Source organism: Flavobacterium sp. TAB 87 (assembly GCF_001529295.1).
In the GTDB taxonomy this organism is placed as follows: domain Bacteria; phylum Bacteroidota; class Bacteroidia; order Flavobacteriales; family Flavobacteriaceae; genus Flavobacterium.
On record NZ_LLWK01000029.1, the window covers coordinates 84,810 to 99,145 of the forward strand.

Below are 14,336 nucleotides of genomic sequence, written 5' to 3' on the forward strand. Positions count from 1 at the left end.
AAAAGAGTTGCTGTTCAAGTGAATAGCAACTCTTTTTGTCTTTTAATACTCTCCCTTATTCTTAAATCGTGGATCGTCTTTTTTAATGAATTCCGTTTTTCTTCGTTGCGGTCTTTCGTACTCCTCTACACTTGCTTCTTCAGTTTTGCTAGAAGGTGCAATTAGTTCGTTCATTTCTTTAAATTCTGCTTCGGTAATGTCACGGTATCTTCCAACAGGAATATCTAACGAAATATTGATGATTCGAATCCGTTTAAGCGCTGTTACGTCGTAACCTAAGTATTCAGTCATTCTTCTAATCTGACGGTTCAATCCTTGCGTTAAAATGATTTTAAATACGAATTTGCTAATTTGCTCTACTTTACATTTTTTGGTAATAGTATCCAAGATGGGAATTCCATTTCCCATTCGTTGTATGAATCGGTCGGTAATTGGTTTGTTTACCGTTACCGTATATTCCTTTTCGTGATTGTTTCGAGCACGAAGAATTTTATTGACAATATCCCCATCATTAGTCATAAAAATCAGACCTTCGCTGGCTTTGTCTAAACGACCAATAGGGAAAATTCGTTTTGGATAATTAATATAATCTACAATATTGTTATGGACTTCTAAATTGGTGGTACATTCAATTCCCACTGGTTTATTAAAAGCCAGATAAACGAGTTTTTCATGTTTCTCCACAATTAATTTGCCATCAATTCGCACTTCGTCATGAGTTGAAACTTTAGTTCCCATTTCTGGTACCACTCCGTTCAGAGTAACGCGTCCTTCTTCGATTAATTTATCGGCTTCGCGACGAGAACAATAGCCTGTTTCTCCTATGAATTTATTGAGGCGTTTTAAATTTTCTTCCATAACTGCAAATATAAGCAATTTGAAAATTAGATAATGGGATTATTGTACAATGAATAGGCTACTAAATGCAGTTGCAATAAAAGTAACGAGAAACAACTTATCTTTTAATTAAAAAAAAAAAACGCTGCAACTCTAAAACTTTGCAACTCTGTTTATTTAAATCTTCGCGACTTATTCCTGTAAAAAAGCAATAACCTTTTCATACAGTTCGTCGTCGTGCATGCCGTGTCCTAATCCTTTGGTTGAAATGAACTGACTGTTTTTCCAAGTGCTTGCAATTTTTTTTCCTTCGGTAAAGGCCACAACATCATCTTCGGTATCGTGAGCAATAAATCCTTGAATGTTTATATTTTGAGCAAATTTCCTTCCAGAAAAGTCATCTATTTTAAAATTAAAATGCGTTAAAAAACGAGCTTCCATTAAAGCGTACATTTTGTGATTAAGGCTCAAGAGGTTCACATAATTTTCTAGCAACGTCTTTAAATCTGATGGAGCCCCAAGAATAACCATTTTTTGAATAGTAGTATTGGGAAATAAATGTTGGTGATACACGCAAGCAATTCCGCCGATAGAGTGGCCAATAATAATGGTAGGTTGGTGTTTTTGGACGGCTTTATTAATAAACTGTGCATAAAGCGGCACGTTAAATTCTTTGCCACTACTTTGTCCGTGCGCCGGTGCATCAATAGCGATAATGGTACTACCTGATTTTTGAAGATAAGGCAATGTTTTTTGCCAGCGAGCAGCATTGCTTTCCCATCCGTGTACTAATAAAATTTTGGTTTCGTTGCCTTGCCAAACATAGGTTTTAAAATGATGTTCGTCGTGCTGAAAAGTTTCGGTCTCGGTATGCTGTAAAATTTCAGGTAAATTTTCCTTTTGTAATTTTCCTATTCGCGGTTCGCTAAATAAAGCATACGATAACGCCAGTGCTTTTTTTGGTTTTACATAACTCAAGCAGTTAATGTAAAAACCAACCGATTTTAAGGTTACTAAACGAATTCTCTTTTTTACTTCCAAAACAAATTGCGGTATATAATAAAAAAAGCCTCGAAATTCGAGGCTTTATAAATTTGTTAGAACTTTGCAAATAATTGTTCCATTTTTTCTCTTTCTTCTTCAGCTAAACCGCTGTCAACCAAAATTCTTCCTGAATGCTCATCAGTGATGATTTTTTTTCTAGAAGCAATTTCAACTTGTGTTTGTGGTGGAATTGTAAAGAAAGAACCTGCCGAAGCACCTCTTTCGATAGAAACTACCGCCAAGCCATTACGAACACTAGTACGTATACGAGTGTAAGCAGCTAATAAACGGTCTTCGATTTGAGCAGCATACTCAGCAGATTTCTCAGTCAAGAATAATTCTTCTTTTTGAGTTTCAGCCATAATAGCATCCAATTCTAGTTTTTTGTGTTTAAGGTGATTCGATTTAGCCTCTAATCTTTCCTTAAGTCCATTAACTACATCTTTTTTATGTTCGATAGAACCTTTCATTTCTTTGATTTGCTTTTCAGCCAATTGAATTTCTAATTCTTGAAATTCAACCTCTTTAGTCAAAGAATTAAATTCTCTGTTGTTACGAACGGTCTCTTGTTGTTTAGTATATTTTTTGATTGAATCTTTGTGATCGTCAATAGCTATTTTTTTAGCTTTGATTTGCTCATCAATCATTTCAAGCTCTCCTTTTAATTTTTCAGTACGAGTGCTTAAACCAGCTACTTCATCTTCTAAATCTTCAACCTCCAACGGAAGTTCTCCTCTTACATTTCTGATTTCGTCGATTCTTGAGTCAATTAACTGTAAATCGTAAATTGCTCTTAACTTGTCCTCAACACTTAACTCTTTCGTATTCGCCATATTCTATAAGTACTTAACTGGATTTGTATTTTCTTCTGATAAAATGATGGCAAAATTAAGGATTTTTTTCCGAAGAAAATCAACAATGTAATTTTTTGTATACCGTTCGCTTTCAAAATGACCAATATCTGCTAAAAGTAGTCGATTTTCGGCTTCATAAAACTGATGGTACTTTAAATCGGCAGTCAAAAACGCATCTGCTCCAGCATTAATTGCATTTTTTATGGCATAACTTCCAGAGCCACCCAAAACGGCAACTTTTTTTATCGATTTTTGCAAAAATTGAGAATGTCGAATACCATTTGCTTCCATCTTCTCTTTTACAAAAGTAAGAAAGTCAGCTTCTTGCATTTCATTTTCAAATTCACCAATCATGCCCAAACCAATATTTTGGTGTTCGTTTTTTAGATCATAAATTTCGTAAGCAACCTCTTCGTAGATATGACTCGTAAAAAGTGCTTTTAGTATTTTAGATTCCAAATGCTTTTCAAAAGTAACTTCAATTTTTATTTCAGAGGCTTCGATCAATTCATTGCGTTCACCAATAACCGGATTACTTTTAGAATTTCCTCTGTAAGTTCCTGTTCCATTAGAAACAAAACTGCAATTTTCGTAATTGCCAATGGTTCCTGCTCCAACTTCAAAAAGTGCGCGTCGAACTTCAGCTGCATTTTCAGGAACAGTAAAAGTGATTAATTTTCGAATAAAATTTTGCTTCGGAATTAGAACTTTAGTGTTTGTAAGACCCAAAGCATCACAGAATATTTTATTCACACCATATTGATGATTGTCCAAAGCCGTATGAACTGCGTAAATGCCAATATCGTTTTTTATAGCTTTTAAGATCGACCGTTCTACGTAATTTTTGCCTGTAATCTTTTTTAGTCCCCCGAATAAAATAGGATGAAAACAAACTACCAAATTACAGTTTTTGTTAATTGCTTCATCGATTACACCTTCTAATGCGTCATGACAGACTAAAATTCCTGTGGCTTCGGCATTTTGATCACCCACCAATAAACCAACATTGTCAAAATCTTCGGCATAAGCCAAAGGCGCCATTTGTTCGAGAACATCAAGTATTTCTTTGATTTTCATCTGCATCAATTTTATCAAATTTTAACTTTCAACCTTTCGTATCCGAGCTGAAAAGAGAGACAAATTAACGAAAAATATTATACTTTCGTAAAATGAAATTTCTCAGAATAATTTTATTTCCCTTTGCAATTGTGTACGGATGTATTACGAGTATTCGTAACTGGATGTTTGATAACGGAATTTTTAAATCAAATTCTTTTGATTTGCCCATTATTGCTGTTGGAAATTTGAGCGTAGGAGGAACTGGTAAAACACCACAAATTGAACATTTAATTCGATTGCTTTCGCAACATTATAAAGTAGCGACCTTAAGTCGGGGTTACAAACGAAAAAGTGAAGGTTTTATTTTGGCAGATGAAACGGTTACGGCGGCCATTTTAGGAGACGAACCTTTTCAGTTTTATCAAAAATTCCCTAAGATTCAGGTGGCTGTTGATGCCGATCGAAGCAACGGAATTCGGCAATTGCTTTCACAAAAGACTAAACCAGAAATAATTTTATTGGATGATGCGTACCAACACCGCAAAGTAAAAGCTGGTCTTTATATATTATTGACTTCTTACGGCGATTTGTATTCAAATGATTTTATTTTGCCTACCGGAAATTTACGCGAAAGCAGAAGTGGAGCCAAACGTGCAACTATTATTATTGTAACCAAGTGTCCTGCAAATCTTTCGGCTCCAGAGCAAGACGAAATTAAACAAAAACTAAATCTAAAGACCGATCAAGAATTATTCTTTACCTTTATTGATTACGATACTCGTGTTTACAGTGAGAGAGAGACACTTGAAGTGGCAGATGTAAAAAATCAGAAAAAATTAGTTGTAGCAGGAATTGCAAAGCCCACTCCATTTTTTGATTTTATTACATCGAATCAAGATAAATGTTTAACGTTTCCCGATCATCATGATTTTAGTGAGTCGGATATTGCAGTGATTCAAGAACGCGCACAAAGACTAAAAATCATTACCACAGAAAAAGATTATGTGCGATTAATGAATACCGTTTTAGTGCCTCAATTGTATTATTTGCCTATCAAAAGTTCGTTTATTACTAATCAGAATCAGTTTGATTCTATAATTTTAGCTTATGTGGGATCAAGTTCAAGAAACCGTACAATTCATTCAATCTAAATTTAATACTGTTCCCGAATATGGAATTATATTGGGTTCGGGCTTAGGAAATTTTACAGAGGATATAACCATAGAATACTCGATACCGTATTCAGAGATTCCAAATTTTCCGGTATCAACAGTTGTTGGACATCAGGGAAAGCTTATTTTTGGAAAAGTAGGAGGTAAAAATGTGGTCGCCATGCAAGGTCGTTTTCATTATTATGAAGGCTATTCGATGCAAGAAGTTACGTTCCCAGTTCGCGTGATGAAGTACTTAGGTATCCAAAAGTTGATCGTTTCTAATGCTTCTGGTGGCGTTAATCCTGATTACGAAATTGGCGGAATTATTTTAATAAAAGACCATATTAATTTTACACCCGAGCATCCTTTACGTGGTAAAAATGACGAACGTTTTGGTCCGCGCTTTGTTAATATGAGTGAACCCTATTCGTTAAAAATGATAGCAAAAGCCAAAGAAATCGCTGCAGCGAATGCTATTAAAGTGCAAGATGGTATTTATTTTGGACTGCAAGGGCCGACTTTCGAAACCTTGGCTGAATACAATATGGTGTACAGAATGGGTGCCGATTGTGTCGGAATGTCAACGGTTCCAGAAGTTATAGTTGCGCGACACATGAGTTTAGAAACTTTCGGATTGTCTGTAATTACAGATATTGGTCGAGACGGGTTTCTAGAAACTATATCCCACGAAGAAGTTTTGGAAGCTGCTAAGATGGCCGAACCCAAAGTTCGTTTGCTGATCAAAAACTTAATTGAAGGGTACTAAATCTATTAAATTTTAGTGGTTTGCTTGCTCTTTTAGCGACTATTTTAAATTCAAAAAAAATTCAGTTTTTACGGTACAAGTATGATTTTAATCATGTTCTTTGTGCATCTTATTCCTGAACTTTGTATTATGAGAATATTGGTGATCATACTATCGATGACGATGTTTCTAAAACCTGTTTTTCCGGTTATAGAATACATCGTTAATTATGATTACATCGTAAATGAACTTTGTGAAAACAAACAAATTCCCGAATTAAACTGCAACGGAAAATGTCATTTGATTAAAGAATTGGCTAAAGCTTCAGCTAGTGAATCAACCAATCCTACAGATAAAAAAGTAAATGTCAAAATGTATGAGGTGGTTTACTTTCAAGAATTACAATCAATAAATTTCGACTTTTCTTCCTTTTTTAATCCATCTAAAGTACTAGTTACTTGGTTTAATAATTACCACTATTTGGTAAATACTGTCATATTTCATCCTCCAGTAAAATAATCGGTTACAATACTATTTAATATCAGTATAGAACGTACTGATCATAAACAGTTGTCTAATAGCACTATTAGACACAACTACTTAACCTTTTATTGCAAAAAAAATGAAAACTTCAATACAATATATTGTGGCATTATTTGTCGCTGTCTTAACTTTTACTTCTTGTTCCAATAATGATGATGCTGCTGCGACTGACATCGAGAAACTGAACTTAGTTACCAAATTTGAAAATGACCTGCATACTGTTGAAATGTATTCGGAAACTGGATTTTTGCAGCAAGGTTTCAATGATATTAGTTTGCGTATTAAAGACAAAAAAACTTCAGAATATGTAAAGGATGCTGCAATTTCTTGGAAACCAATAATGCACATGAAAATGATGAGCCATTCTTGCCCATTTTCTACTATAGTTAAATCAGCAGAAAACAATTCGATTTACAAAGGATATATTGTTTTCCAAATGCCACAAAATGATTCTGAATATTGGAATTTACAAATCAATTATAGTATTGATGGAGCGAGCTTTTCCGTAGAATCTAACATTGATGTACCGACAGTTGCAAAAAGAAATGTAACATCCTTTACAGGTACTGATGGCGTAAAATATGTTCTTGCGTTAATTGAGCCTACAAAACCCAAAGTGGCTACCAACGACCTGAAGATAGGACTTTGGAAAATGGAAAACATGGATAGTTATCCTATTATGGATGGTTATACCATTAAAATTGATCCAAGAATGCCAAGTATGGGCAATCATTCTTCACCAAATAATACAAATGCCATTCAGGACAAAGCAGGGGACTGGTACAACGGAAAAGTATCATTAACAATGACTGGATATTGGAAAATTAACTTGCAATTAGCAGACAAAAACGGAACAACCATTAAGGGTGAAACCGTTTCTGAAAAAATCGATTCAAGTAGTCTTTTCTTTGAAATTGAATTTTAAAGAAGAGCGTAATCATCTAAAGCTTGTTCTTTACCGACAAGCTTTATAATTCAATATTTATGAAAAAGTTAGTATCATTTTTAATGGTAGGTCTTGCTGTACATGCGTATGGACAAGAGTCTGCAAAAGATAGCCTTGATGTTATGCAATTGACAGAAGTGCTTGTAGTAGGAACGAAAACGCCACTGCACGAAAAGCAATTTAAAACTCTTTCTTCTGTCGACGAGTTTTTACAAAAATCAAATAAAATTAATTTAATAAAGAGAGGCGCCTATGCTTGGGAGCCCTTGATAAACGGTATGGCTACCGAACGAACTGTGGTTACTATTGATGGGATGCGGATTTTTGGCGCTTGTACCGATAAAATGGACCCCATAACTTCTTATGTAGAGGTATCTAATTTATCTGAAGCAACCGTATCATCTGGACAACAAGGTTCGTGTCATGGCAATACTATTGGTGGTTCACTCGATTTAAAAAGCAATAATACTAATACAGCGGTTCAAGGTTGGGATTTTGATTTTCTAACGGGATTTGAGTTTAATAATAAGCAAAAAATCGTCGGAGGTGGAGTAGATTATAAAAAAGGTCCCTTTTATATAAATACTGATGCAATGTTTAGAGATGCCGACAATTATAAAGCAGGTAATACAGAAGAAGTACAGTTTTCGCAATTTCGAAAATTAAATATTTCTGCAACTGGAGGTTATCAATTAGCAGCTGATAAAACTATGGAAGCTTCAGTAATTTTTGATCGAGCAACAAATGTCGGTTATCCATCATTACCCATGGATGTTTCGTTAGCACAAGCATTAATTACGTCTGTGAAGTTGGAGTACAAGCCAATAAATAAATGGTTGCAAAACTGGGAATCGAAACTCTATTACAATACAATCAAGCACCTAATGGACGATACCAAGCGACTGTCAGTGCCGATCCACATGGACATGCCGGGATGGAGTGATACTTTTGGATTTTACAGCAATATAAAAGGAAGTTGGGCTCAACATTCAGTTTCTGCCAATTTTAATGGTTTCTACAATCGTTCGCTAGCCGAAATGACGATGTATCCCGAAAATCCTAGCGAAAATTTAATGTTTATGTACACTTGGCCCGATGTGCGTACCGTATATTCGGGTGTTTATATTGAAGATAATTGGCATTTATCCGAGCAGTCTTCTTTAAAAATAGCGACTACTTTGGGTTTTCATTCCAATCACATCGCAAGTGAATTTGGCTTAGAAAGTTTGCAAATATTTTATCCAGATCTAGCCGATACACGATCGCGTTTCTTGCCAAGTATTTCGACAAATTACAACTATCAAAAAAATGAATTCTCTACTGGAGCAGGATTAGCTCTTGGGGAAAGAGCTCCCTCTGTTTCTGAAGGATACGGTTTTTATTTGTATAACAGTTTTGATAATTACGATTACATTGGAAATCCGAATTTAAAAAACGAACAATCATATGAAGTGAATTTCTACTTTGGCGTCACTAAAAAAAATTGGGCTGTAAAGATCACTTCAACATATTTTTATCTGAGTAATTATATTTTAGGAATTCCAGATGAAAATGTGGCTCCGATGACCATTGGTGCTAATGGTATCAAAAGATATACTGCAATAGATTACGCTACTATTTGGTCAAATGACTTGGTTGTAAAATATAAGCTTAGTCCAAATTGGAAATGGAATGCGCAATTACAGTATTATATAGGAAGAGATGATAATAATAAAAGCTTGCCTTTTATGAGTCCGTTAGCGTATAGTACATCCCTCGAATTTTATAAATATAAATGGAACGCTATTTTTTTAGTGAAAGGAAATGCAACTCAAACAAATTTTAATGCGTTTTATGGTGAAGATAAAACGCCAGCGTACGGAATTATTGACGCGAGTGTAGGTAGAAAAGTCAATTGGCTTAAGACCAATTTGCAGTTAAATACTGGTGTTGAAAATGTTTTAGATGCTAATTATAGTACGTACACGGACTGGAATAATTTACCACGAATGGGAAGAAACTTTTTTGTAAATATTTCTTTGCGGTAAAAATTAATTGGCTTCTAAATGTTCTGCAATTGTGGCATAAAATTCTTCGGGGACAAAAGGTTTCGTAATTACATCATTCATTCCGAAGGCCAATAGCGACTCCCGATTTTCTTCTAGCGAAATAGCTGTCAATGCAATGATTGGCGTATCGGTATTAAATTCTCGAATTTCTTGGGTTGCGGTAGTTCCGTTAATTCCAGGTAAATGAACGTCCATTAAAATAAGGTCGTATTTTTCAGTTTTTAAAGTTTCGATCGCCAATTCGCCATTGTCAATTATGATGCATTCCATTTCTTTGTTTTCCAACATTTTTTTGGTGATCATCTGATTGATTTTGTTGTCTTCAATCAATAGTATTCTTTTATTCTTTAAAACTTCAGCGTTGTAAGTTAGTGCTTCTTTTACAGCAATGGCTGCAAAATTAATTTCAAATTTCAAACTAAACGTAAAACTAGATCCTTTATCAACTTCACTTTTTAGTTTTATTTTTCCACCTAGAACTTCTACCAATCGTTTAACAATAGTTAAACCTAAACCAGTTCCTCCATATTTACGATTCACTTCTATAGAGCCCTGAGAAAAACTTTCAAAAACGGAGTGTAATTTATCTGCAGGAATCCCTATACCAGTATCAATGATTTCAAAATCAAGTAGTGCTATTGTTTCAGTTTCAATAGAATTTAAAGTAACGATTACTTTTACTTCGCCATTCTGAGTGAATTTTAAAGCATTATTAATCAAGTTCATTACGATCTGAGCTAATTTGGTTGGATCACCAATTAGATTGTCAGGAATGGTTGGGTCAATTATTAGCTGAAAGTTGTTTTGGTTAACGTAAGCAAGTTCTTTTAAGGAACTTTTTATATTAATCATTAACTCTTTTAAATTAAAACTAATTTGCTCTACTTCTAATTTATTAGATTCGATTCTGTTAATTTCTAGAATCTCATTAATAAAAGTAGTCAAATAATTACCAGAGAATCGTAGTGATTCTAGGTAGCCAATTTGTGATTTTTTCGGATTGTCTTCAATTAACAAGTGCGCAATTCCATTAATTGCATTAAGTGGCGTTCGCAATTCATGACTGACAGTCGATAAAAATTCGGCTCTCGCCTTCGAGGCTTTTTCTGCCTTATTTTTAGCAATAATTAATTCTCGATTCTTTTCCTTTAAAACAATATTATTTTGATTCCGAATAATATTGTTTTTATATAAAGACAAGCTCAAAAGAGATAAGATAGAAATTAATCCGATAGCAAGAATACTTATTAGCTGACTGTATTTTGCTTCGTTTTGTTCTTCAATTTTTATCTTTTCGAGTTTATGGGCTTCTCCTAAAAGTTCACTTTTTTTGTACGTCTTGTAAGCTAGAAAATCCAATTTAGCATTCTCTACTTGCTGCACATGATTTTTTAATTGAAAATGTTCTTCGAGATAGGTGTAAGCGCGGTCGTAATCGTGTCTGCTTTTGTAATATTTACTAATCGCTAACAGAATTTTTGTTTTTTGCTTGAGATCGTCTCTTCTTGAGTTTAGTTCTAATGCGTCCTCGAAGTGAATAATTGCAGAATCGCTTTTAAGTTTTGTTTCAAGAATACCCAATTGAAATAAGGCTTCGGACTTCGCTTTGATAGAAGTTGCAGATTCTTCTTTATCAATGGTTTTTACTAACGCATCTTTAGCTAAGGCATATTGCTTTTTTTGTTGGTATGCAGTTGCTTTTTTAATGTTCAGACTCTCCAGTGTATCTACAATTCCTAAATTTTTAAAAATAGCTTCCGATTGCAAAAAATGTTCTTCTGCTTGCTTAAAATCTTCTCTAGAAATAGTAGTTAGCCCTAAATAATAATAAGCTAAACCTTTGGTGTTTTCGAGTTTAATTTTGTCAAAATAAGCAATACTTTTGCGAAAACTAGCGTCTGCAGCGGTAAAGCTTTTATTTAAATATTGAATTTTTCCTAGTTTGAAGGTTTGAAAAGCAGCGTTTCTCGTTAGGTTATTTTTTTCAGAAAAAGCAATTGATTTATTAGTGTAAAAAAGTGCTTTATCAACTTTTTTCAGTGATAGGTTAAAATTAATAATTTTATTAAAGTACGAAATGCTGTCAAATGGTTTGTTCGTTTGCGCAAATAAGGCAAGTTGGAAAAAACAAAAAAGTGTCAAAAGATAATTTCTTCCCATCGAATACCTATTTTAAACTTTAATTAATCGTTTTACGAATCAGTAGTATTAAATCTATTAATCGCGAAGAGTAGCCTATTTCATTGTCATACCATCCCACCACTTTTACCATTTTATCGATAACGGAGGTCAATTGCGCGTCAAATACGCAGGAATTTGTATTGCCAATTACATCCACCGATACAATTGGATCTTCAGTATACGCTAAAATGCCCTTCAAAGTGGTTTGACTCGCAATTTCAAAAGCTTTATTAATTTCTTCTATAGTAACTGCTCGTTTTACATTGACTGTAATGTCTGTTAGCGAACCATCTGGAACAGGAACTCTAATGCCGCAGCCACCAATTTTATTCTGCAATTTAGGGAAAATTTTTGTTAAAGCCTTAGCTGCACCTGTAGTTGTTGGTACAATTGATTGGCTAGCACCTCTGGCACGACGTAAATCCTTATGTGGCTGGTCGTGAAGGCTCTGGTCTGTCGTAAAGGAGTGAATAGTAGTGATGTATGCTTGCTTGATTCCGCATAAATCATTAATGATTTGAATCATCGGCGCTGCATTATTGGTTGTGCAACTTGCATTGGAGATGATTTGCTCCGTGCCGTCTAGGATGTTTTCATTAACGCCCAAAACAACTGTTTTTATAGTATCTACTTCTGACGGAGCGGATAGAATTACTCGCTTTGCACCAGATGTAATGTGCTGTTGTAATTCTTCGTGGGTTTTAAATTTACCCGTACATTCAACAACAAAATCAATTTTATTTTCTTTCCAATCTAATCCTGTAATGGCTCTCTCGTGAAAAAATAAGTAATGCTTTCCATCTACAATAATTCCTTTTTCATCTGATTCTACTGAAAAAGGTAAAACACCGTGAATGCTATCGTATTTAGTTAAATGCGCCATTGTTTTGGTGTCGGCAATATCATTTATTGCAACAACTTCAATTTCAGGATGATTTAGTAAAAGACGGAATAAATTGCGACCAATTCTTCCAAAACCATTTATTGCAATTCTTGTTTTCAAAGTTATTTTTTTAATCGTTTAATCGTTTAAAGAAATAAACGATTAAACGAATCAGCTTTTTATAAAATATGTTTTTGTGCTTTGTATGAAGAACGAACTAATGGTCCACTTTCAACATGGCGGAAACCCAATTCGAGTCCGTATTTTTCGTATTTGGCAAATTGATCGGGAGTAATAAATTCTTTTACTGGCAAATGTTTTTTACTGGGTTGTAAATATTGTCCAATAGTAACGACATCTACATTTGCGTCTCGCAAATCTCTCATCGTTTGAAAAACCTCTTCCTCCAATTCGCCCAAACCTAACATAATTCCAGATTTGGTTCTGTTGATTCCTTTTTCTTTTAAATAACGCAACACATCGAGACTGCGGTCGTATTTTGCTTGTATACGAACTTCACGTGTCAAGCGTCTAACGGTTTCCATATTATGCGAAACTACTTCCGGATTGGCAGCTATGATACGATCTATATTCCGTTCAATTCCTTGAAAATCGGGAATTAAAGTTTCTAAAGTAGTAGTGGGATTCATTCTGCGAATCGCTTTCACGGTTTCGTTCCAGATAATAGAACCTCCATCTTTTAAATCATCGCGATCCACACTAGTAACAACAGCATGCTTGATGTTCATTAATTTGATAGAACGCGCTACTTTCTCTGGTTCATCCCAATCAACGGTTTCTGGCCTTCCAGTTTTTACACCGCAAAATCCGCACGAACGAGTACAAATGTTTCCCAAAATCATAAAAGTAGCCGTTCCTTCTCCCCAGCATTCACCCATATTTGGGCAACTTCCAGAAGTACAAATGGTATTTAAACTGTATTTATCGACTAAGCTGCGAAGCTCTGTATATTTTTTTCCGATTGGTAATTTTACCTTTAGCCATTTGGGTTTTGCAACAGGTAAATTATTTTCTACAACGTTTTCCATATATAAAAATTCAAAGCACAAAGATACGGAATGTAGTTTTAAAATAGAGTTTAACAACGCGTTATCTTGTTTCTCAATTTAAGCAATAACGACTGGTTTTTATGCGACTTTAAATAAAAAAGCAGGACCGAAGACCTGCTTTTAATAATTATTGCGCTTTAATTATAATAGGTAAATTGTACGCTGTTCGTACAGGTTTAGAATTTACAATTCCAGGACTCCATTTTGTTTTTAAAGATTGCAATACTCGAATGGCTTCTTTTCCTAAGCCGAAACCAGGATCTTTTAAAACTTTAATAGCAGTCATAGTGCCATCTTTTTCGATTACGAAAGAAACATAAACGCGAAAAACTTGATCAGATTCTAAATCGGGCTGTCTAAAGGTAGTACCGACATACTTATAAAATTTGTCAATTCCGCCAGGAAAAGCCGGCATTACATCGACAGCATTGCTATTAATAATACCCGTGCCTGGATCAAGATTTCCAGTAGTCGCTGTTCCATTTTCGGTTCCAACCCTCGGGAAAGTACTTAGTTCAGTTCCAGATCCAGTACTATCTTGGTTTACTGGAATCACATTATCACTCGCTTTTGCGATATCGGCAACAACTAAATCACTTTTTACAATTACAGGATTAACCAACTGACTTTTTATAGTGATAGGAGCAGGCGGTGTCACTTGTGTTGTGGGTAGTACTGGAGCTGCGCGCTCTGGTTCTTCGTGCAAATCGACTTTTGTAACATGAATGGTCTCATCGATGATTGGAATGTCAACTGGATTTACACTAATCGGATTTTTAATTTTATTTACAAAAAACAGAACAGAAGTTACGCTAGCCACAAATAATAAACCCATTAAAAGCGCTGTAAATGAAGTCTTTAAATTGTCATGACGCAGTTGATATGCACCATATTCCTTGTTCTTGTTTTCGAAAACAATATCAATCCAACTGTTTTCATAGATACTTGATTTTGACATAATTCATGGGGTTT

Annotated in this window: 13 protein-coding genes; 5 read left to right on the forward strand and 8 right to left on the reverse strand. The window is 34.7% G+C overall.

The genetic code is table 11. From position 1 onward, the window contains the following. Nucleotides 1-42: 42 nt before the first annotated feature. The 4 genes from rluF to AP058_RS02745 form a co-directional block, all read right to left on the reverse strand. The gene (gene rluF / locus AP058_RS02730) at nt 43-858 is read right to left on the reverse strand and encodes a 23S rRNA pseudouridine(2604) synthase RluF (protein ID WP_066306707.1); all 816 of its coding nucleotides are present in this window, start codon (nt 856-858) and stop codon (nt 43-45) included. A 171-nt stretch (nt 859-1,029) separates the two neighbouring features. Further along, nucleotides 1,030-1,878 (reverse strand): alpha/beta fold hydrolase, encoded by an 849-nt coding sequence (locus AP058_RS02735; protein WP_066306708.1) that lies wholly within the window; start codon nt 1,876-1,878, stop codon nt 1,030-1,032. Nucleotides 1,879-1,934: 56 nt separating this feature from the next. Further along, nucleotides 1,935-2,714, reverse strand: a complete 780-nt coding sequence (locus AP058_RS02740) for a zinc ribbon domain-containing protein (RefSeq protein WP_066306709.1) — start codon at nt 2,712-2,714, stop codon at nt 1,935-1,937. 3 nt (nt 2,715-2,717) lie between these two features. Next, on the reverse strand, nt 2,718-3,812 hold the full coding sequence (locus AP058_RS02745) for a Nif3-like dinuclear metal center hexameric protein (protein ID WP_066306710.1): 1,095 nt from the start codon (nt 3,810-3,812) through the stop codon (nt 2,718-2,720). Between the two features lie 92 nt (nt 3,813-3,904). On the opposite strand from AP058_RS02745, the gene lpxK reads away from it, so the two are divergent. The 5 genes from lpxK to AP058_RS02770 all read left to right on the forward strand — a co-directional run bounded on the left by lpxK (nt 3,905) and on the right by AP058_RS02770 (nt 9,209). Then, entirely contained in the window at nt 3,905-4,945 is a 1,041-nt protein-coding gene (gene lpxK / locus AP058_RS02750) for a tetraacyldisaccharide 4'-kinase (protein ID WP_066306712.1), read from the forward strand. Continuing rightward, nucleotides 4,902-5,714: a purine-nucleoside phosphorylase gene (locus tag AP058_RS02755; RefSeq protein ID WP_066306714.1), complete on the forward strand. Its 813-nt coding sequence runs from the start codon at nt 4,902-4,904 to the stop codon at nt 5,712-5,714. Before lpxK ends, AP058_RS02755 begins: the two co-directional genes overlap by 44 nt. Nucleotides 5,715-5,843: 129 nt before the next feature. Next, complete coding sequence (locus tag AP058_RS02760) at nt 5,844-6,212, forward strand: hypothetical protein (RefSeq protein ID WP_231739492.1); 369 nt, start codon at nt 5,844-5,846, stop codon at nt 6,210-6,212. Nucleotides 6,213-6,315: 103 nt separating this feature from the next. Further along, entirely contained in the window at nt 6,316-7,161 is an 846-nt protein-coding gene (locus AP058_RS02765; protein WP_066306716.1) for a hypothetical protein, read from the forward strand. A gap of 59 nt (nt 7,162-7,220) precedes the next feature. Then, on the forward strand, nt 7,221-9,209 hold the full coding sequence (locus AP058_RS02770) for a TonB-dependent siderophore receptor (protein WP_066306719.1): 1,989 nt from the start codon (nt 7,221-7,223) through the stop codon (nt 9,207-9,209). Nucleotides 9,210-9,212: 3 nt separating this feature from the next. Here AP058_RS02770 and AP058_RS02775 read toward each other — a convergent pair whose 3' ends face one another. From AP058_RS02775 to AP058_RS02790, 4 genes are all read right to left on the reverse strand, one after another. Further along, on the reverse strand, nt 9,213-11,390 hold the full coding sequence (locus AP058_RS02775) for an ATP-binding protein (protein WP_066306726.1): 2,178 nt from the start codon (nt 11,388-11,390) through the stop codon (nt 9,213-9,215). Between the two features lie 19 nt (nt 11,391-11,409). Further along, nucleotides 11,410-12,414 carry a type I glyceraldehyde-3-phosphate dehydrogenase gene (gene gap, locus AP058_RS02780; RefSeq protein WP_066306727.1) on the reverse strand — a complete coding sequence of 335 codons (1,005 nt, stop codon included), beginning with the start codon at nt 12,412-12,414 and terminating at the stop codon, nt 11,410-11,412. 59 nt (nt 12,415-12,473) lie between these two features. Next, nucleotides 12,474-13,343, reverse strand: a complete 870-nt coding sequence (lipA, locus tag AP058_RS02785) for a lipoyl synthase (protein WP_066306729.1) — start codon at nt 13,341-13,343, stop codon at nt 12,474-12,476. A 148-nt stretch (nt 13,344-13,491) separates the two neighbouring features. Continuing rightward, nucleotides 13,492-14,322 carry an energy transducer TonB gene (locus tag AP058_RS02790; protein WP_066306733.1) on the reverse strand — a complete coding sequence of 277 codons (831 nt, stop codon included), beginning with the start codon at nt 14,320-14,322 and terminating at the stop codon, nt 13,492-13,494. Nucleotides 14,323-14,336 lie beyond the last annotated feature (14 nt).

Excerpts from the sequence above, each read along its gene's own strand:
- AP058_RS02775 (WP_066306726.1), bottom strand. The coding sequence starts at position 11,390 with ATGGGAAGAAATTATCTTTTGACACTTTTTTGTTTTTTCCAACTTGCC.
- AP058_RS02790 (WP_066306733.1), bottom strand. The coding sequence starts at position 14,322 with ATGTCAAAATCAAGTATCTATGAAAACAGTTGGATTGATATTGTTTTC.
- AP058_RS02770 (WP_066306719.1), top strand. The coding sequence starts at position 7,221 with ATGAAAAAGTTAGTATCATTTTTAATGGTAGGTCTTGCTGTACATGCG.
- rluF (WP_066306707.1), bottom strand. The coding sequence starts at position 858 with ATGGAAGAAAATTTAAAACGCCTCAATAAATTCATAGGAGAAACAGGC.
- lpxK (WP_066306712.1), top strand. The coding sequence starts at position 3,905 with ATGAAATTTCTCAGAATAATTTTATTTCCCTTTGCAATTGTGTACGGA.
- AP058_RS02760 (WP_231739492.1), top strand. The coding sequence starts at position 5,844 with ATGAGAATATTGGTGATCATACTATCGATGACGATGTTTCTAAAACCT.
- AP058_RS02765 (WP_066306716.1), top strand. The coding sequence starts at position 6,316 with ATGAAAACTTCAATACAATATATTGTGGCATTATTTGTCGCTGTCTTA.
- AP058_RS02755 (WP_066306714.1), top strand. The coding sequence starts at position 4,902 with ATGTGGGATCAAGTTCAAGAAACCGTACAATTCATTCAATCTAAATTT.
- lipA (WP_066306729.1), bottom strand. The coding sequence starts at position 13,343 with ATGGAAAACGTTGTAGAAAATAATTTACCTGTTGCAAAACCCAAATGG.
- AP058_RS02745 (WP_066306710.1), bottom strand. The coding sequence starts at position 3,812 with ATGAAAATCAAAGAAATACTTGATGTTCTCGAACAAATGGCGCCTTTG.
- AP058_RS02740 (WP_066306709.1), bottom strand. The coding sequence starts at position 2,714 with ATGGCGAATACGAAAGAGTTAAGTGTTGAGGACAAGTTAAGAGCAATT.